We start from the raw sequence: 17,970 nt of genomic DNA on the forward strand, positions 1-17,970 counted from the left end.
CCCGCAACTTCTGCATTCACACTCATCCGGAGGGCATTTGATGCACCCCTCGAGCCAGACCCCGACGTCCACCAACACGATGTCCTGGTCTCCTGCAAGCTGGCGTTCCCGTCCCATCGTCCAGGCTCCATCCTATGCGGATGAAGCGGCGCTTGCTGCTGTCGAAGCTCGTCTGCATCGATACCCCCCGCTGGTTTTTGCGGGTGAAGCCCGCCGCCTCAAGACGCGCCTGGCCGCAGCATCGCGCGGAGAAGCCTTCGTTCTGCAGGGCGGCGCCTGTGCCGAGAGCTTCGACGAATTTACCGCTGACATCGTGCGCGACACGTTCCGTGTTCTGCTCCAGATGGCCGTCGTGCTGACGTTTGCCGCCAAGGTCCCGGTCGTGAAGATCGGCCGCATGGCGGGGCAGTACGCCAAACCGCGTTCGTCCAATACCGAGACGGTCGATGGCGTGACGCTGCCCTGCTACCGTGGTGATATCATCAACGGTCCCGAGTTCACGCCCGAGGCCCGTATTCCCGATCCCGCCCGTATGGAGACCGGATATTTCCAGTCCGCCGGCGTGATGAACCTGCTGCGTGCCTTCGCGCATGGCGGTTATGCGAATCTGCATCAGGTTCATCGCTGGAACCTCGGATTCGTCGAGCGTTCCCCGCTGGCCGCCCGTTATCAGGATCTGGCCCATCGCATTGACGAGACGCTGTCCTTCCTCCGCGCCTGCGGTTTCGACGGTTCGGCCGCGCAGATCGACGAGACGGAGTTCTACACGTCTCACGAAGCCCTGCTGCTGCCCTATGAACAGGCCCTGACCCGCGTGGACAGCACGAGCGGCGATTACTACGACTGCTCGGCGCATTTCCTGTGGATCGGTGACCGTACCCGCCAGCCGGACGGTGCGCATGTCGAGTTCCTGCGCGGCGTGCAGAACCCGATCGGCATCAAGGTCGGGCCGACCACGACTGTTGCGGACCTCGAAAAGCTGCTCGAAATCCTCAACCCGAAGGATGAAGCCGGCCGCATCACGCTGATCTCGCGCATGGGCAAAGACAAGGTGCGCGAGCATCTGCCGCCGCTGCTCGATGCCGTGAACCGCACGGGCCGCACCGTGACCTGGCTGTGCGATCCCATGCACGGCAACACCACGACCACGGCCAGCAAGATCAAGACCCGCTCTTTCGACAACATTCTGGGCGAGGTTCTCGGCTTCTTCGACGTGTTCGAGGCCATTGGCCGTCGTCCGGGTGGCATCCATCTGGAAATGACGGGTCAGGACGTCACGGAATGCATTGGCGGCGCACAGTGCCTGACTGAGGCCGATCTGGGCGGCCGCTATGAAACATTCTGTGATCCACGCCTTAATGCCGAACAGTCACTTGAAATGGCCTTCCTTCTTGCTCAGGAATTGACGGGACGAGCAGGAAAGAAAGAATGACCGCCTCCGATCCCCAGAATACTCCGCAAGTCGCGCTCCAGCGCGCGCTTGGCACACTCGGTCCGCTGGACGAGAAAACAATCGAAGCGCGGACGGATGCCTATTTCGGGCGAACGCGGCACATCGTGGAGCATTTCGGGGATTCCCGCGTCACCTATGCGGTGTTCATCCGCCGCCCGGTGATCGCGGCCTGCGGGCTTGTCGTCCAGTGGCTGAAGAACGTGGCGAAGGCCCAGGGCTTCGAACTGGACTGCCGGGAGATGTATGCCGAGGGCGAATGGGTCGGCGCGGGCGAACCGCTCCTGTACCTCACCGGAAGTTTCACCCGGCTGGCCCCGCTTGAGACGCTGGTGCTCCAGCGGATCGGTTCCACCTGCGTGGCCGCGCATAACGCCTATCAGATGGCCATGGCTCTGCCGACCATCCCGTTTCTTGCCATGGACGCCCGGCACTGCGCGGGTTTCGAAATGCAGGAACAAATGGCCTATGCCGCAGGTGTGGGTTCCCGCGCCGCGCAGAAGGAAGGGGCCCGCGGTTTCATCGGTAATGCCAATGACGCCACGGCCGGTTTCTTCGGCCTCGATGCCGGTCTGGGCACCATGCCTCATGCCCTGATCGGCTATGCAGGCTCCACGCTGCGTGCGGCGGAGATGTATGACGAGGTTTATCCGAACGATCCGCTGACGGTTCTGGTGGATTACTTCGGGCAGGAAATCACGGATGCGCTCGCCGTGTGCCGCCGCTTCCCCGAGCGGGCTGCGAAGGGCCATCTGAGCGTCCGGCTCGACACACATGGCGGTCGCTTCCTTGAAGGACTGGACCCCCAGACCTCATATGGTGTGCTTGAGCGTCATACACCCGGCACCATCCGCCGCTACCGTTCCGATCAGGAACTGCGCGATCTGGTGGGAACGGGTGTGTCGGCCGCAGCCATCTGGCGGATGCGCGAAGCTCTGGATCATGCCGGTTTCCACCATGTGAAGATCGTCGCATCCTCCGGCTTCAACGTCGCCAAATGCTCGACGATGCGGGACGCTCATGCCCCGATCGACGTGATCGGCAGCGGGTCCTTCATTCCCGACCGCTGGTCCGAAACCTATGCAACGGCTGATATCGTGGCCTATGACGGGCAGCCCCGCGTCAAGCTCGGACGCGAGTTCCTGCTCCAGAAGGCCCGTGACAGCCAGGAGACATCATGACCGACGATACGATTGACCCTGTCGAAGGCGTACCCGGAAACGGCGCACAGCCGGGTTCGTGGAGTGTACGCATCATCGACCTGTCCGGCGCGTCGGAAGACGAGGACGACACGGTCGAAGTCGTGAAAGACTTCATCGACCTGATGCACGCCAATGCTTATGCCCGTGCCTATGTCCGCGACAGTATCGAGCGCTGCCGCACGCCGGGCGCGAGCAGCAAGGAAGTGCTCGAAAACTGGTTCGCCTTCGGTGAAAATGCCGAAGTCGTGGATGCCGGCGAAGACGGCTGGAAGTCGTCCACGGAACTGGAAGACTTTGCGGCCAGCCGCGCCACCCCGATGGAGCGTGACTGGCGTGCCATCGATCCGCGCCGCCTCGTCGATGACGAGGAAATCAATGGTCCGCCGGATGATGATGACGACGAGGATGACGAAAACCGTCACGAAGTGATCCGTCACTGAAACCCCGGTGCAGGGAAGGGGCATGGTCCCCTTCCTTCGCACGGTCCTTCATAAAAACCTGCTCTGGCAACGCGGCGCATCATGCGGCATTAAGGCGTCATGAAACTGCGCTTCGCTCCGTCCCCCACCGGTTACCTGCATGTTGGCAATGCGCGCCTTGCCGTCGCCAACTTCCTTTTCGCGCGCCATAACGGCGCCAAGTTCCTGCTGCGGATCGATGATACCGATACCAGCCGTGGCAAGCCCGAATATGAAGAAGCCATTGGCAAGGACCTGTCATGGCTGGGGCTGAAATGGGACGAGTATGTGCGCCAGTCCGAGCGTCTCGACCGCTATGCCGAAGTCATTGAAAAGCTGAAGGCGTCTGGCCGTCTCTATCCCTGCTTCGAGACGGAATACGAGCTCAACGCCAAGCGCGAAGCCCGCATCCGTGCCGGCAAGGCGCCGATCTATGATCGCGCGATGCTCAAGCTCACGGCCGATCAGCGCGCCCGCGCCGAAGCCAACGGCAAAACGCCGCACTGGCGCTTCCGCCTCAGCGATGGCAGCCGCAAGTGGCAGGATCTCGTCATGGACGAGTGCTCGGTCAAGCTGACGGCCATTTCTGATCCGGTTCTGGTGCGTGGGGATGGGACGATCCTCTACACCCTGGCCTCCGTCATCGACGATCTCGACATGGGCATCACCCATATCGTCCGCGGCGAAGACCATGTGACCAATACCGGCGTGCAGATCGACATCGCCGAAGCCCTCGGCGCAAAGCCCGACCATTTTACCTTCGCGCATCTGCCGCTTTTGCTGGATTCCGGTGGCGGAAAGCTGTCCAAGCGGTTTGACTCGCTGGCGCTGAAATCCCTGCGTCAGGACGGGCTGGAGCCGATGTCGATCGTCTCCTATCTCGCCCGCGTGGGCTCCTCGGATGATCCGCAGGTCATGACGATGGATGAGGCCATTGCGGCCTATGACATCTCGCATGTCTCCAAATCGGCCGCCCGCTTCGATATGACGCAGCTTCTCGCCCTGAACCGGCGCGCTCTGCACAACCTGCCGTTCGAAGCCGCAAAGATCCATCTTCCGCCCGAAGCTGACGAAACGTTCTGGCACGCCGTGCGTGGCAATGTGGATCTGTCCGCCGAAATCCCGCATTGGTGGGATGTGGTGCATGGCACGATCATTCCGCCGTCCCAGCCGGAAGACCGCGCCTTCCTTCAGCAGGCTCTCGACACCCTCCCGGCCGAGCCGTGGGGCGAGGACACCTGGAAGGACTGGACCAACGCGCTTAAGGAACTGTCTGGCCGCAAGGGCCGCAGCCTGTTTATGCCGCTGCGTCTGGCCCTGACGGGGGAGGATGCAGGACCGGAACTGCATGTCCTGCTCGGCCTGATGGGCCGTGAGCGGACGGTCGCGCGCCTGCGGGACGCCATTCAGGCCTGATCCTGTTGCCCGTCGCGCCGTTCAAAAAGCATGACGGGCTTTTTTTTCAGATTGCCCTGACGGACCAGAACGCCGTCCAACTCTCACCCGGTTTCAGATGCAGCAGACCGGGCTTGCATGAAAAATCATCCGCAAATCCCGCCGGTGTCGCATATCCATACCAGGGTTCGATGCACAGGAATTCCGCGCCCGGCTTTGTCCACAGACCAAGTTCCCGGAAGCCGCCCCAGACGAACCGGATGCCATGCCCGTCCGGATCCACCATATCCACGGACCGGCTTTCCGGCTTCTCCAGAATGAGGGCGTCTTTTGCGAACAGCGCATCCGTCAGGGGAAGAATATTCTCCCTGACCGGGGTATGGAACTTCTCCGGCAGCATCAGCCCATCGGCACCGATCCGACGGACGGGCAGAGGCTCGTCATATTCGAAGACCAGCCTGTAGCTCTCTTTCGCTACACCGTCCTTCAGCGGCCAGCGGAACGCCGGATGCGCGCCCAGCGAAGCATGGAGTGTCTGGCTGCTGTCCGGGTTGTGCAGGTGGTACGAGACCCGCAGCGTGGCGTTCTCGATCAGATAGACCACCCGCAGATGGAACGCGGCAGGGAAGAGGGCGCGGCTTTCCGCGTCGTCCACGAGCTCCAGCGTGCAGCCTTCCGCCGTTCGCGAAATCCATCGGAACGCCCGGTCCCGCGCCAGTCCGTGTTGTTTGAGATGCACGGGCTGTCCATTGAGCGTGGCCCGATCATCGGGGAGTTTACCGATGATCGGGAACAGGATTGGCGAATGTTTCGGCCATGCCGGCCCCGCGTTCCAGAGCAGGTCTTCCGATCCGCTGCGCAGGGCGACCAGCTCGGCGCCATGACGTCTCACCGAGGCCTTCAGCAGGCCGGTGCCGAAATCATGTCTGTCATCCGTCATGTGTTCAGTCATGGGATGTCTCCTGTCGGGGGGTAGGATCAGGTGCCTTGGGCGTATCACCCGGTTCGGTCGTATGGAAGCGACGGAAGTCGACCTCCACCCGGCCATCCGGACGATTTTCGATCATATCCGAAAAACGGTATCCGTGTTTCACATGTCCGATCTCATAGGCGTGACGGGCAAAAACGGTCTGGGAGGAAATCTCGTCCGTACCGTCCATCGTGATGATGATTTCCGCGTTCTGGCCAATCAGTGTTTCTGCAGTGAGGCCGTAAAGCGGGCTGTGGTCATCGATCAGATGCGTCGCGTTCAGGCTGATCCGGAAGATCGGCATGTGCGACTGCACCAGTGTCAGCCGATCGAACCGGCGCACCAGACGTCCACGCTCATCGGGCATCAGCCGCGTCAGCGTCATTTCGATATTGGCCGAAAGAATCAGCGTACGGCGCTGGTTGGCCAGGCGGATCGTCAGTGTTGGGATCACGTCGTCATAGGAGACGACCGCCACATGGCTGAACAGCACCCGTGCGCGGGGGCGCGAGAAACGGGCAAACACCAGCCCCGTCGCCAGGGCATTGAGCATCATGCCCGCCAGAACTTCGAAAGAGACGATCGTGTTTGTCAGTCGCCCGACGGGGGCCATGGTGCCGTAACCGACGGTCGAAATGGTTTGCACGCTAAAGAAGACATCATCGAGGAAATCGCCGTGCGGGACACCGCTCACACTGTGCGGGATGACGTAATACATCAGTGCAAAGGCGACATTGATGACCAGATACAGACCCATGGATGCCCAGAAGAAGGCAAACCAGCTCATCGTCATCAGGGTATGGTAGAGATCACCGAAAACCCCGGCATCCAGACCGGTCCGGATGATGTCGCTCCGGCCGTTCTCTTCGAGAACATGGGCCCGGATTTTGTTGGCGGTCTCGACGACCGTTTCATGCGTTTCAGGATGGACTGGCACTCCAGGATCGGGTCGGGGTTCCATCCGTTTCCTATGGCGCCAGTGGATCATGGGATCAGCTCCTGTTCCTGCGGGCGCTGCTCAGTTCGCTGACAACGCCGTGAAGGGTGCGAAGCTCCTGTTCCGTCACTTCGCCTCGGGTGAAGAAATGACGCAGGTTCCGCACCATGCCAGGGCGTTTCTGCTCATTTCGAAGGAAATTCGTCTCGTCCAGATCGCGGATGAGATGGGACATGAAATTCTCCATCTCCCCCTTGGTCGCCACATGCGTCTCATTGGTCATGAGTTCGCGGGGCGGCGTCATGTCTTCCGTCAGGAACCACTCATAGGCCATGATGAGAACGGCCTGCGCGAGGTTGAGGGACATGAATTTCGGGTTGAGCGGATAACGGACCAGCGTATCGGCGCGGGCCATGTCCTCGTTGTCCAGTCCGGCGCGTTCTGGTCCGAACAGGATACCGGTGCGCAGGCCGCGATTGGACGCAACGCGCAGTTCGGCCGCGGCTCCGCGCGCGGTCATGACCGGTTTGACCACATGGCGCGGGCGCGGGCAGGTCGCGAAAATGCGGTGCAGATCGGCGACCGCATCATCCACGGTCTCGAACACCTGAGCTGCATCCAGAATCCGGTCCGCGCCAGAAGACGCATACCAGGCCCGTTCCTGCGGCCAGCCGTCGCGCGGGGCCACGATGCGCAGATGGAACAGGCCGCCATTCGCCATGGCGCGCGCGGTCGTGCCGATATTCTCGGCAAGCTGGGGGCGCACCAGGATCACAACCGGATCAAACTCACCAATAGGGCCGATATTGGCCCCGCCGTCACGTCCGGTCATGGTTATGCCTTCCGCCATGTTGTGCCACCAGGGCCGTCTTCAAGAGTAATGCCATCGGCGGCAAGCTGCGCACGGATGGCATCGGCACGGGCGAAATCGCGGGATTTGCGGGCTGCAAGACGCTCTTCAATCAGCTTTTCAATGGCACCGGCATCCACACCGGACTGGAACCACTCGGCAGGCGTGACATTGAACAGGCCCAGCAGCTTTCCGGCTGCCAGCAGGCTGGAGGCCGCGTCCTGATCACCCTGTATGGCGGCGTCCGCCAGCGGATGCAGCGCGGCAATGGCCAGCGGTGTGTTCAGGTCATCGCACAGCGCATCCATAACTGCGGCCGGGACGGTGGCGTCGGCTTGAGCGTTTCCGCGTTCAAGCGCCCGGTACAGCCGGTCCAGAACCCGGCGTGCTTCCTCAAGCTTTTCCCAGCTGAAATCCAGCGTGGAGCGGTAATGCGCGCCCAGATAGAGCAGGCGTAGCGGTTCGGCGGGCGAGCGATCCAGCACTTCGCGGATCGTGAAGAAATTGCCGAGCGATTTCGACATCTTCTCGCCGTTCGACAGCAGCATCCCGTTATGGACCCAGTGCGTGGCGAACTTGCCGTGCGGGTAGCAGCACATGGACTGCGCACGCTCGTTTTCATGATGCGGGAACAGCAGATCGTCGCCGCCACCATGGATGTCGAAGCTCTCGCCCAGATAACGGTGAGACATGGCCGAGCATTCGATATGCCAGCCCGGACGACCACGCCCATACGGGCTGTCCCAGCCCGGCAGATCCGGCTCGGATGGCTTCCACAGCACGAAATCGCCCGGATCACGCTTGTATGGCGCGACTTCAACACGCGCGCCCGCAATCATGTCATCGAGCGAACGCCCGGACAGCGACCCATAGGACGGGAAATTGCGCACCGCGAACAGCACATGCCCTTCGGCCACATAAGCATGGCCGTTCTCGACCAGGCGCCCGATCATTTCCAGCATGTCATCGATATGATGGGTCGCGCGCGGCTCGATATCGGGTGGCAGGATGAAGAGTGACGCGAGATCTTCATGAAAGGCCTGCGTCGTGCGCTCGGTCAGGGCGGAAATGTCCTCCCCGTTCTCCTTCGCGCGTGCGTTGATCTTGTCGTCCACGTCGGTCACGTTGCGGACATAGGTCACACGCGGATACATCGTGCGCAGCAGGCGGATGAGGATATCCGCGCACATCATGGCGCGCAGATTGCCTAAATGCGCGCGGTCATAGACGGTCGGTCCACAGAAATAGACGCGCACATTCTCAGGATCGAGGGGCGTGAACGGTCGCTTGTCGCGAAGATGGGTATCGTGCAGGCGGAGCACGTTTGAAGCAGGATCGGCCATACGCCGATCAATGCGCCAGCCTTGGTTCAGGTGCAACAGGCTTTGTTACTCTTGTCGGCGCCTTTGACCCCTGTAATAGGGGGCGCATGAGCAGTGCCCTTTCCAGTCCGCCGACCGATCCGACAACTCCGCGCAGTCACGCGCTGGCCCTGCTGCGCGTTGCCCTCCCGTTGGCCCTGTCGCAGCTTTCCGAAATGGCCATGGGGGTCACGGATACGATCCTGCTCGGTGGCCTCGGTGTAACGGAAGTCGCGATTGGTGGCCTGTCGAGCACATTCTTCTTCACGACAATGGTAACTTTTCAGGCCATTCTCGGTGGGGCAGGGGTGCTTCTGTCGCATGGCCGCGGTGCAGAGGATCACGGGCAGGCTTCCCACGATGGCCGGAGCGTCATGAGTGCGACGCTGCTGCTGGCCATTGCGGTCTTCATCCCCTGCGCGCTGCTGCTGGCTTTCTCAAAGACAATCTTCGGCGCGATTGGCGAGCCAGCCGAGGTCGTCACGCATGGCAGTCGTTTCATCGATATTCTGCTGCTGTCGCTGTTGCCCGATCTGGCGGTCATCGGCGTCCTGCGTGTCGCGCTGCCTGCGCTCGGAGCGGAAACGCTGCTGCTCTGGATCATGCCGGCCATGGCGGTCTGTAATGGTCTGACCAATGCGGCTCTCATTCATGGCTGGGCCGGGCTGCCAGCCATGGGGCTTTATGGTTCCGCGACGGCCACGACGCTGACCGGCTGGGTCGTCAGTTTCGCGCTTTTCGGACTGTGCCTGACCCATCCGCGTGTCCGGGCGGTCCTGAAGCCGGCCGCCGTGCAGTGGCCTGTCGTAAAGGAACTGCTGAAGCTCGGCGGACCGATGATGATGGGGGCGGCGGCCGAGATCCTGATGTTCCAGATCACCAGCCTGCGCGCCGGTGAACTCGGGACACACAGTCTGGCCGCCCATCAGGTAGCGCTGAATGTCAGTTCGCTGCTGTTCATGGTGTGTCTGGCGATTGGGCAGGCGACCAATGTGCGCGTGGCCTACTGGCGTGGTGCGGGCCGTATGGAGCAGAGCCGTCGTGCGGCCCTGACCGGCACGGGCATCGTCCTGATGTGGAGCCTCGCCACATCTTCGCTTCTGCTGATCTGGCCGGAGAAGATCCTGCCGCTTTATTTCTCGAATCGCGCGCCTGATCCCGAGACCACGGCACTTGTTGTCATCCTGCTACGGACCGCCGGGCTCTATCAGATCGTGGATGGCCTGCAATGCGTGTTCAGCGGTGCGCTTCGGGGCTGTGGTGATGCCATTACACCCATGCTCATTGCGGTAGCGAGTTACGGTCTGATTGGTCTGGTTTTCGGAGGATGGCTGGCCTTCCACCAGCATGTCGGTGTGGAAGGCCTGTGGATCGGTATGGCGCTGGCGCTGGCCACGACCTGCGTGGCCTTCGGGATCAGGCTGCTGCGCGTGATGCGCAAGCCCGTCCCTGCCAGATCGTGATGAAATAGATCAGCAGGCCCAGAGCCGAGAACACAGCTCCGCCCCAGCCAACTGATCCTAGTCCCAGCCCGGAACTGACCAGTACGGCACCCAGCCAGGCGCCAAAGGCATTGGCCAGATTGAAGGCTGAATGGTTCAGAGACGCCGCCAGCGTCTGCGCGTCTCCGGCAACTTCCATCAGGCGCGTTTGCAGGGCGGGAGACAGCATAATGATTCCGGCCGGGACCAGGAACGTGACCGGCAGCATGGCGTAGGGCGAGGGCAGCAGCAGCCAGAACCCCAGCATGAAAACAATGCTTGTCGTCAGCGAGACGATCACCGTCCGGTCAATGCTGCGATCCGCCATGGTTCCGCCGAGCGCATTGCCCGCCACCATGCCGAGACCCCACACAACCTGATAGACCGCCACAAACCAGCCCGGCAGATGCGTCACCTGCGTCAGTCCGGTCGTCAGGAAGGTGTAGATCCCGAATAGGCCACCAAATCCGACTGCACTGGTCAGCAGCGTCAGCAGGACCTGCGGTCGCTTGAATGCGCCGAGTTCCGCCAGTGCCGTTGCACCGGGATGCGGTTTGTCCCGGGGCGCGAAGAACCAGATTCCTGCGAAGCACAACACGCCCAGTGCTGCGATGCTTCCGTAAGCCACGCGCCAGCCCACATGATTGGCGGCATAGGTGGAGAGCGGTGAGCCGATCACCGTCGAGATCATGATGCCTGACAGCACCTGCCCGACGGCCCGCCCGCGCCGGGCCCGCTCGACCATTGACGCACCGATCAGGGCCGAAACGCCAAAGAAAGCTCCATGAGGCAGCCCCGTAATGAAGCGCATGAGTTCGATACCGGTAAAGCCCGGCATCAGGATGCTGCCAACATTACCTGCGATGAACAGGCATAGCAGACACAGCAGGAGCGTGCGGCGGGGCAGGCGTGCACCGATGATGGCAATCAGGGGCGCGCCGATGACAACGCCCATCGCATAGGCCGAGATCGCCCAGCTTGCCTGCGAAATGGTGATGTTCAGGGAATGGGAAAATTCCGGCAGCAGTCCCATCATGGCGAATTCGCCGGTTCCGATGGTGAAAGTTGCCAGCATGAGGGACAGCATGGCCGGTCCGACACCGTGGGGTGGGCGCACCCTCTCGACGTCGGGAGGTTCGATGGAGTCCATAAGAAGTAGGTCCGGGAATGGAGGTCAGGACCGTGCTGCCATTGCCGGAGCCTGAAAAGCGGTAACGGCTTCCCGAGAGGGAGAAGCCGTTACGGACAGATCAGTTCTCGGTTGGCAGACGGATGGTCTGCCCCGGATAAATGTCATCCTTGGATGTGACAAGCGGTTGATTTGCATCAAGGAGTTCATCGCCCGTGACATCCTGCGGCAGCTTCTGTGCCACCTCGTCCAGAGTCTTGCTGGTCTTGATCTCCAGGAATTCCGGATCGGGCGTGCCGGGTGGCACGGCAATCTCGGCCTCAACCGCGGAGACGCCCGCGACGTTGCCGGCCGCCAGGATCATCTGGTCGCGTTCCTTGGCGCTTTCAGCCTTGCCACGCAGATAGATGGTGCGGTCATCGATCACCAGATGGGACATGTGCATCTGGGCGAGGCCAAATCTCTTGAAGGCACGCTTGATGACGCTCTCCCCGGGCTTGGGGGGCAGCGGCGCGTCAAGGGACTGGACCAGTCCTTCGAGGGAGCCTTCGCCGACACGGCCGGCCTTGGGATTGAAGCGATAGATTTTCATACAGGAAACTCGAAAAAGCGTGTTGCTCCCCCGGGGAGAGCTTCTTCAGAAGCACAGGGGGAGTTCCGGACCGTTAGCGCAGCCGGACATAAAGTGGTTGCGCATTTTCCGAACCCCCACTGCAAGAAAATCACAGGGCTCGCAAGCAGGTTTTGATTGACCCCGACCGGGGACTCCTGTAGGCGCGACGGCACAGCCGGAAACGTGGACGTACCGGCCGGACCATCAGTGCGGGATTCTGCATCCCGCCGGCCCGGCATCTGGGTGCGCGCCCGTCCTTTCCAATCCGGGGAAGGGCCTACCGGCACAACAAAACGGACCGCCATGCAGCATGGGGCGGTTCTGATGAGTACAGGGGTCAACCCATGTCAAAGCGTCTTGAGAGCAAGTACAAGATCAACCGCCGCCTCGGCGTCAACCTGTGGGGCCGTGCCAAGTCCCCCGTCAACCGTCGCGAATACGGCCCCGGCCAGCACGGTCAGCGCCGCAAGCAGAAGCCGTCCGACTTCTCCATCCAGCTGATGGCCAAGCAGAAGCTCAAGGGCTACTACGGCAACATCAGCGAGAAGCAGTTCCGCAAGTATTATGACGAAGCTGTCCGTCGCAAGGGCGATACGTCCGAGAACCTGATCGGTCTGCTCGAGCGTCGTCTGGACGCCGTCGTGTACCGTCTGAAGTTCGCGATCACGCCGTTCGCTTCGCGTCAGTTCATCAGCCACGGCCACGTCACGGTCAACGGCAAGAAGGTGAACATCCCGTCCTACCTCGTGAAGGAAGGCGACGTCATCGAGGTTCGTGACTCCTCCAAGCAGCTCGCCATCGTGCTCGACGCTGTGCAGACGGGTGAGCGCGACACGCCGGAATACGTCGAAGTCGATCACCGCCAGATGAAGGGCACGTTCCTGCGTACCCCGGTTCTCTCCGATGTGCCGTACCCGGTGCAGATGGAACCGAACCTGGTCGTCGAGTTCTACTCCCGCTAATTCGATCCCGGGCCCACCGGCCCGGATCAGAAAGCGACCGGAAAGCGCCGGATGGGATCTCCCATCCGGCGTTTTTTCGTTCTGTGGAGAGCGGGGTGCCTTTCATGTTGCGCCGAGCTACTGCTGATCGTTACCATAGTGTGATATTGGCAAAGGATCCGGGGATGCGTCCTTTCATGGCTGCGGGACTGTGCACAATTCTTTCGGCGCTTCTCTGCTCGCCGGTCCTGTCCCGGGGGATCAACACCTTCGTTCCCCCAGTGCATATCGCGGTCAATCTTCCGCCAGCTTATACCGTGACCTCCGCGCAGATATCGAGAAGTTCCGGGCATTATGTAGATGCCCCACAGGCACGGGTCATGGCTCCGCCTCCCATCCGTCTCACGCGTGCGGGAAAAGCGTGGCAGTTTCTTCGCAGTATTCTGCCTGGCGGCTCAGGAGTGGCGTCTGACAACGGCAGTCTTCATGATCCCGTCTCCGGGAGCGCCATCGGGAAATTCGGGGAAGCCTATGCAACGTCTGGCCCGATGGGAACCGGGATCGCACCTCATGGGAACACCGTGGATTAGACGGTTTGTCATCAAACCGGTATTTCCCTGAAGAGGAGCCGTCCCATCCCTTGACGGGGCAGGGGTCCTTCTGCACATTGCCGCCTCCCGATGGAATAGGCTTCGATCAGGGTTGTCCTCTGCTTCTGCTGCCAGGTGATCTGCCTGTCTGGGCACCATGAAGGTTCCAGTCCCGGGTTTTTCTTTTTACCGGAGGCATCATGTCAGAGGCGTTGAGCGCAGAAATTAACCGCGAGATCGCCCGTCGGCGCACCTTTGCCATCATTTCCCATCCGGATGCCGGTAAGACGACCCTGACGGAACGTATCCTGCGTGCGGGTGGCGCCATCCAGATGGCCGGCAATGTCCGCGCCAAGGGCGAACGCCGTCGCACCAAGTCCGACTGGATGGGCATCGAGCGCGATCGTGGCATTTCCGTCGTGACCTCGGTCATGACCTTCGAATACGGCGACTGCGTCTTCAACCTGCTTGATACGCCGGGCCATGAAGACTTCTCCGAAGATACCTACCGCACCCTGACGGCCGTGGACTGCGCGGTCATGGTCATTGACGCCGCCAAGGGCATCGAGGATCGGACCCGCAAGTTGTTCGAGATCTGCCGTCTGCGCGACATCCCCATCGTCACCTTCATCAACAAGATGGACCGTGAAGCTCAGGACTGCTTTGCGCTGCTCGACGAGATCGCCAGCACGCTGGCTCTCGATACGTCCCCGGCGACCTGGCCGATCGGACGTGCGGCAAAGTTCATCGGCACATACGATCTGCGGACGAAGAAAGTGCATACCAAGGAGCCGGTCGGCGAGGAGGATCCCCGCATCATCCAGATGCGTGAGGAAGTCGAGCTTGCCGAAGCAGCCCTGCCGGAATTCGATCGTGAGTCCTTCGATGCCGGTCATCTGTCCCCGGTGTTCTTCGGCTCGGCCATGAAGGAAATCGGTGTCACGGATCTGCTCGACGCGCTCGTCGCCTATGGTCCGGCCCCTCGTGCCCAGCAGACCGAGACCCGGGAAGTGAAGGCCAGCGAGGATCAGGTCACGGCTCTGGTTTTCAAGATCCAGGCCAACATGGACCCCAACCACCGTGACCGGATGGCCTTCGCACGCGTTTGCTCCGGTCGTCTGACCCGAGGCATGCGCCTCAAGCATGTCCGGACCGGAAAGCAGTTCGCCCTGCATACGCCGCAGTTCTTCTTCGCCCGTGATCGCCAGCTTGCCGAAGAAGCGTTTGGTGGTGACGTCGTTGGTATTCCCAATCACGGCACCCTGCGGATCGGCGATACGCTGAGCGAGAGCGAAGAGCTGCGTTTCACCGGTGTGCCGCACTTCGCGCCCGAAATCCTGCGTCGTGTCCGCCTCGATGACGCGATGAAGGCCAAGAAACTGCGTCAGGCTCTGGTGGAACTGGCGGAGGAGGGCGTCGTCCAGCTCTTCCGGCCGCAGGACGGTCTGTCGCCGATTGTGGGCGTGGTCGGAACGCTTCAGCTCGACGTGCTCCAGTCCCGGCTTCAGGGTGAGTACGGCGTGGCCATCGGCTTCGAGAGCACGCCGTATTCCCTGGCCCGCTGGATTACCGGCGACCGCGCCAAGATCGAGGCATTTCAGGATCTGAACCGCTCTGCCATGGCCGACGATCTGGACGGAGATCCGGTTTTCCTGGCGACGTCCTCCTTCATGATGCGCCGGACCATCGAGATGAACCCCGATCTGGAGTTCCATGACATCAAGCAGATCGGCATGGCTTCGGTCTGAAACGGAAAAACCCCGCTCTGCAAGGAGCGGGTTTTTTCTTACAGCCCCATCAGGGACAGGATGTCGGCGAAGGATCGGAGCGATGCGCCTTCGACAATCAGCGTCCGGCCGATCTGAAGCGCCTTCTGTCGTGCAAGCAGACGCTTCTGTTCCGTGGTGCACAGAGCATAATCCGCAACCTGCGCGAACCCGACGGTCCGGCGGATCATTTCCAGCCCGCAGAACCCGGCCGCATCGCGCAGGACTTCGCTCAGGAAGGTTTCGATGAGGGCTGATCGGTTATCGGGGCCGGACAGCGCCCACATATCTCCGCAGCCTGCCCGAAGGCCGGTTCGCAGTTCTTCGGAAAATTTCTGCCAGAAGGTCAGCATCTCTGTTCGGATTGTGTCCGCCTTGTGCGGCGCCGCGCAGAGATGCAGCGTCAGATTGCCCAGATAGAGCCCGCAGTCAAAGCCGATGGGCCCCATCGTTGCGAACTCACCGTCAATGACCCGCACATCCGTGCCATCCAGCATGATGGAGCCCGTGTGCAGGTCCCCGTGCAGCAGGGCCTGCCGGGCTGTCAGGAAGCGGCCCTGAAGCCGTTCGACGGCCTGATGCAGGACTTTATCGGTCTGAAGCGCCTTCACATCATCCTGCAGGCCTTCTTCCGGCTCCGGATTGCGGTCGCAGACACGATACGGGTCCGTCAGGATCAGATCGACCGTGATGCGGGTGAGAGCGGTATTTCCGGAAAACTGTTCCAGCAGATGCGCGCCGGTCTCAAAGGGCTGACTGACCCAGCCCGTCGCCTGCACGGTGCGGGCGACATACGATCCGATCACAGCGGAAAACCCCGGAGCGGCCTGATCCGCGATCAGGGCCGAACGCAACACGTCATGGTCCGTCAGGCATTCCATGACGAGCAGGAACAGGTCCGGATCATAAGCGAAAAGTTCCGGCATCAGTCCCGTAACGGCAGGGGCGACGGCCTGCATGTAGCGCGACTCATAAAGGGCGCGTTCCAGAGGCATGGGCCAGTCCGGTGCCACGCGCACATGGGGGAGAGCCTGCTTGCAGCACAATGCTCCCACCGGGCCATGCACCAGGAATACCGTATTGAGATTGCCGTCACTGACTTCGCGAATGCTCCAGTCGTCCGCTCCGCCACCCAGACGCTCCGAGAGGTCAGGCCGTTGCGCCAGCCAGTCCCGCAGGGCCCGGACATCAAAGATACGGTAGGTCATCGGTTTTGCTCCAGCATGGCGAACAGGGTGGGGACGAGCCGCGCAGGCAGTTGCGTGTCAGGCTGGATCAGTCTCAGGGCCTGATACTCCGCATTGCCAAGGCGATGGCACCGCTCCTGCAAAGTCTCGAAATCCACTGTGATGGCGATATCCATCCCCACGTCCACGATATGCGTCTGCGGATGCTCACAGGCCAGAAGACAGGCTCCAACCTGACAGTCTGTATCCGTCAGACCCAGTTCTTCGTGACATTCCGCCAGAAGCTGGGCCGCCAGATTGATCTCCGCCTCGCCCTCGCGGCTTTCCACATTGCCCGCCGGAGCGCCCTGCCAGTAGCCGGGAAGATAGATGGAGTGTTCCGACCGCTGTCCGATCACGATCCCGTCGCGGGTCCGCAGCAGCCCGACGACTGCCAGCGGACGCAGCATTTGCGGGCCATAAAGATCCGGCTCACGCATCTGGGCAAGAACCCGGCGGTATTCGGACCAGTGGCCATTGATGATGTCAGGCCCGATCACATCCGCACAGAAAACGCGGCCGTTATACAGGTTGGGATACTCAGCAAGTGCGGCATCCCAGTGCGACATGACGCGGGCTTCGATTTCGGGAGAAAGCGCCGGCATGGAACGTCCGACCCGCACGACGAGGTCGGGATTCAGAGGCGTTACAGGCCATTCTGGCGGGGAAGGGGACATCTGACGCTCCGGACCGAGACAGCGGAAAAGGGGAGGGCTCTTTCATGAACCGGAATATCCGGCCCCGCAACGTGCCGTCAGGGCATTTCAAGCCGGACCGAAACCGGACAGTGATCTGACAGCCCGGCAGGTACCGTATCGTTTTTATAGGTCATGACCCGCAGGCTGTCGGGTACGAGCCAGTCCCGCGCGGCATTTCCCAGCAGGATGTGATCGATGAAATACTCCCCGCCCCAGCAGGGATTGGCCTTGCCCGCCGTCGTGAGCGTCACGGGCGTTTCGGCCTCAATCTGCTGCATCAGCGGATCATGCAGCGTCAGACGGCGGTTGAAGTCACCCAGAACTGCATAGGCCTCGCCCTCATCCTGCCGCTCCAGCATCCAGTCCTGCATGATGCGGACCTGCTGATACAGGGTCGGGCAGGAGTGCTGGCGCTGGTTCAGCGGCTGGTCCCAGCATCCCGTCTTGAGATGCACGACCAGAAGCCGCAGGTTTGCAGCGCCATCGCTGATGGTGACATCCAGGCCGCCGCGTAACTGATGCGCTGCTTCTGGTCCGGCCACATTGAGGGGCGACAGTTCCTCATTGACCGTTACATGCAGATCGCGCCGTACGGCCACGCCAACCCGCTGCACGACAGGATCGGGCGTGAGAACGATCTGATAGGTTTTGGAGCTGAAAACACGGGAAGCGGCGATCGGGCCGTCCACTTCCTCAAACGCCACGACATCCGGGTCCAGATGCCGGGCATAGGCCGCGAGTTTCTGGAAGTCGCGGTGCTCACCACCTGGAACATCATCCGGCAAAGCCGGATCTCCGGACGGGCGCAGTGTCAGCCAGTCCATGTTCCAGGTCGAGAGTTTAAGGGTATGGGCAGAAGAAAAAGCCGTGCTGGCGGCAAAAACAAGCCCGGCCAGCACGGGG

At 61.5% G+C, this 17,970-nt stretch carries 17 protein-coding genes; 8 read left to right on the forward strand and 9 right to left on the reverse strand.

Annotated features, from left to right (window positions below; genetic code table 11):
* Positions 1-40 precede the first annotated feature (40 nt).
* The 4 genes from KP701_RS07695 (at position 41) to gltX (ending at position 4,526) form a co-directional block, all read left to right on the forward strand.
* A complete protein-coding gene (locus KP701_RS07695; protein WP_215746714.1) occupies positions 41-1,432 on the forward strand; it encodes a class II 3-deoxy-7-phosphoheptulonate synthase in 1,392 nt (463 codons plus the stop codon).
* Positions 1,429-2,631 carry a nicotinate phosphoribosyltransferase gene (locus KP701_RS07700; protein ID WP_215746619.1) on the forward strand — a complete coding sequence of 401 codons (1,203 nt, stop codon included), beginning with the start codon at positions 1,429-1,431 and terminating at the stop codon, positions 2,629-2,631. The genes KP701_RS07695 and KP701_RS07700 overlap by 4 nt, the downstream gene beginning before the upstream one ends.
* Positions 2,628-3,092 carry a hypothetical protein gene (locus KP701_RS07705; RefSeq protein WP_215746620.1) on the forward strand — a complete coding sequence of 155 codons (465 nt, stop codon included), beginning with the start codon at positions 2,628-2,630 and terminating at the stop codon, positions 3,090-3,092. The genes KP701_RS07700 and KP701_RS07705 overlap by 4 nt, the downstream gene beginning before the upstream one ends.
* Before the next feature lie 99 nt (positions 3,093-3,191).
* Entirely contained in the window at positions 3,192-4,526 is a 1,335-nt protein-coding gene (gene gltX, locus KP701_RS07710) for a glutamate--tRNA ligase (protein WP_215746622.1), read from the forward strand.
* 46 nt (positions 4,527-4,572) lie between these two features.
* Here the strand turns inward: gltX and KP701_RS07715 are convergent, their stop codons facing one another.
* From KP701_RS07715 to cysS, 4 genes are read right to left on the reverse strand one after another with little or no spacing between them, the layout of a single operon-like run.
* Positions 4,573-5,457, reverse strand: coding sequence for an aldose 1-epimerase family protein (locus KP701_RS07715; protein ID WP_252345479.1), 885 nt, complete (start codon positions 5,455-5,457; stop codon positions 4,573-4,575).
* A complete protein-coding gene (locus tag KP701_RS07720) occupies positions 5,450-6,436 on the reverse strand; it encodes an ion channel (RefSeq protein ID WP_215746623.1) in 987 nt (328 codons plus the stop codon). The genes KP701_RS07715 and KP701_RS07720 overlap by 8 nt, the downstream gene beginning before the upstream one ends.
* A gap of 31 nt (positions 6,437-6,467) precedes the next feature.
* Complete coding sequence (locus KP701_RS07725; RefSeq protein ID WP_215746625.1) at positions 6,468-7,244, reverse strand: RNA methyltransferase; 777 nt, start codon at positions 7,242-7,244, stop codon at positions 6,468-6,470.
* A 2-nt stretch (positions 7,245-7,246) separates the two neighbouring features.
* On the reverse strand, positions 7,247-8,605 hold the full coding sequence (gene cysS, locus KP701_RS07730) for a cysteine--tRNA ligase (protein WP_215746626.1): 1,359 nt from the start codon (positions 8,603-8,605) through the stop codon (positions 7,247-7,249).
* Between the two features lie 86 nt (positions 8,606-8,691).
* Here cysS and KP701_RS07735 point away from each other — a divergent pair, with 86 nt between their 5' ends.
* The gene (locus KP701_RS07735; RefSeq protein ID WP_215746627.1) at positions 8,692-10,086 is read left to right on the forward strand and encodes an MATE family efflux transporter; all 1,395 of its coding nucleotides are present in this window, start codon (positions 8,692-8,694) and stop codon (positions 10,084-10,086) included.
* Here the strand turns inward: KP701_RS07735 and KP701_RS07740 are convergent.
* Together KP701_RS07740 and KP701_RS07745 are read right to left on the reverse strand one after the other, a co-directional pair.
* Positions 10,040-11,254: an MFS transporter gene (locus tag KP701_RS07740; RefSeq protein WP_215746628.1), complete on the reverse strand. Its 1,215-nt coding sequence runs from the start codon at positions 11,252-11,254 to the stop codon at positions 10,040-10,042. The genes KP701_RS07735 and KP701_RS07740 overlap by 47 nt on opposite strands.
* 100 nt (positions 11,255-11,354) lie before the next feature.
* Complete coding sequence (locus tag KP701_RS07745) at positions 11,355-11,825, reverse strand: BON domain-containing protein (RefSeq protein ID WP_215746630.1); 471 nt, start codon at positions 11,823-11,825, stop codon at positions 11,355-11,357.
* 365 nt (positions 11,826-12,190) lie between these two features.
* On the opposite strand from KP701_RS07745, the gene rpsD reads away from it, so the two are divergent.
* The 3 genes from rpsD to KP701_RS07760 all read left to right on the forward strand — a co-directional run bounded on the left by rpsD (position 12,191) and on the right by KP701_RS07760 (position 15,125).
* On the forward strand, positions 12,191-12,808 hold the full coding sequence (gene rpsD, locus KP701_RS07750) for a 30S ribosomal protein S4 (RefSeq protein WP_011253300.1): 618 nt from the start codon (positions 12,191-12,193) through the stop codon (positions 12,806-12,808).
* A 164-nt stretch (positions 12,809-12,972) separates the two neighbouring features.
* Positions 12,973-13,377, forward strand: a complete 405-nt coding sequence (locus KP701_RS07755) for a hypothetical protein (RefSeq protein ID WP_252345480.1) — start codon at positions 12,973-12,975, stop codon at positions 13,375-13,377.
* A 200-nt stretch (positions 13,378-13,577) separates the two neighbouring features.
* The gene (locus KP701_RS07760) at positions 13,578-15,125 is read left to right on the forward strand and encodes a peptide chain release factor 3 (protein WP_215746631.1); all 1,548 of its coding nucleotides are present in this window, start codon (positions 13,578-13,580) and stop codon (positions 15,123-15,125) included.
* A gap of 38 nt (positions 15,126-15,163) precedes the next feature.
* Here the strand turns inward: KP701_RS07760 and mtnK are convergent, their stop codons facing one another.
* From mtnK to KP701_RS07775, 3 genes are all read right to left on the reverse strand, one after another.
* Positions 15,164-16,351 carry an S-methyl-5-thioribose kinase gene (mtnK, locus tag KP701_RS07765; protein ID WP_215746633.1) on the reverse strand — a complete coding sequence of 396 codons (1,188 nt, stop codon included), beginning with the start codon at positions 16,349-16,351 and terminating at the stop codon, positions 15,164-15,166.
* Positions 16,348-17,046, reverse strand: coding sequence for a hypothetical protein (locus KP701_RS07770; protein WP_215746635.1), 699 nt, complete (start codon positions 17,044-17,046; stop codon positions 16,348-16,350). The genes mtnK and KP701_RS07770 overlap by 4 nt, the downstream gene beginning before the upstream one ends.
* 77 nt (positions 17,047-17,123) lie before the next feature.
* Entirely contained in the window at positions 17,124-17,966 is an 843-nt protein-coding gene (locus KP701_RS07775; protein ID WP_371818915.1) for an endonuclease/exonuclease/phosphatase family protein, read from the reverse strand.
* Between the last annotated feature and the right edge of the window lie 4 nt (positions 17,967-17,970).

The sequence above is a fragment of the Gluconobacter sp. P1C6_b genome, from assembly GCF_018811945.1.
GTDB lineage: Bacteria > Pseudomonadota > Alphaproteobacteria > Acetobacterales > Acetobacteraceae > Gluconobacter.

Excerpts from the sequence above, each read along its gene's own strand:
- rpsD (WP_011253300.1), top strand. The coding sequence starts at position 12,191 with ATGTCAAAGCGTCTTGAGAGCAAGTACAAGATCAACCGCCGCCTCGGC.
- mtnK (WP_215746633.1), bottom strand. The coding sequence starts at position 16,351 with ATGACCTACCGTATCTTTGATGTCCGGGCCCTGCGGGACTGGCTGGCG.
- KP701_RS07695 (WP_215746714.1), top strand. The coding sequence starts at position 41 with ATGCACCCCTCGAGCCAGACCCCGACGTCCACCAACACGATGTCCTGG.
- KP701_RS07760 (WP_215746631.1), top strand. The coding sequence starts at position 13,578 with ATGTCAGAGGCGTTGAGCGCAGAAATTAACCGCGAGATCGCCCGTCGG.
- cysS (WP_215746626.1), bottom strand. The coding sequence starts at position 8,605 with ATGGCCGATCCTGCTTCAAACGTGCTCCGCCTGCACGATACCCATCTT.
- KP701_RS07735 (WP_215746627.1), top strand. The coding sequence starts at position 8,692 with ATGAGCAGTGCCCTTTCCAGTCCGCCGACCGATCCGACAACTCCGCGC.
- KP701_RS07700 (WP_215746619.1), top strand. The coding sequence starts at position 1,429 with ATGACCGCCTCCGATCCCCAGAATACTCCGCAAGTCGCGCTCCAGCGC.
- KP701_RS07715 (WP_252345479.1), bottom strand. The coding sequence starts at position 5,457 with ATGACTGAACACATGACGGATGACAGACATGATTTCGGCACCGGCCTG.
- KP701_RS07740 (WP_215746628.1), bottom strand. The coding sequence starts at position 11,254 with ATGGACTCCATCGAACCTCCCGACGTCGAGAGGGTGCGCCCACCCCAC.
- KP701_RS07745 (WP_215746630.1), bottom strand. The coding sequence starts at position 11,825 with ATGAAAATCTATCGCTTCAATCCCAAGGCCGGCCGTGTCGGCGAAGGC.
- KP701_RS07725 (WP_215746625.1), bottom strand. The coding sequence starts at position 7,244 with ATGACCGGACGTGACGGCGGGGCCAATATCGGCCCTATTGGTGAGTTT.
- KP701_RS07770 (WP_215746635.1), bottom strand. The coding sequence starts at position 17,046 with ATGTCCCCTTCCCCGCCAGAATGGCCTGTAACGCCTCTGAATCCCGAC.
- KP701_RS07705 (WP_215746620.1), top strand. The coding sequence starts at position 2,628 with ATGACCGACGATACGATTGACCCTGTCGAAGGCGTACCCGGAAACGGC.
- KP701_RS07755 (WP_252345480.1), top strand. The coding sequence starts at position 12,973 with ATGCGTCCTTTCATGGCTGCGGGACTGTGCACAATTCTTTCGGCGCTT.
- KP701_RS07720 (WP_215746623.1), bottom strand. The coding sequence starts at position 6,436 with ATGGAACCCCGACCCGATCCTGGAGTGCCAGTCCATCCTGAAACGCAT.
- gltX (WP_215746622.1), top strand. The coding sequence starts at position 3,192 with ATGAAACTGCGCTTCGCTCCGTCCCCCACCGGTTACCTGCATGTTGGC.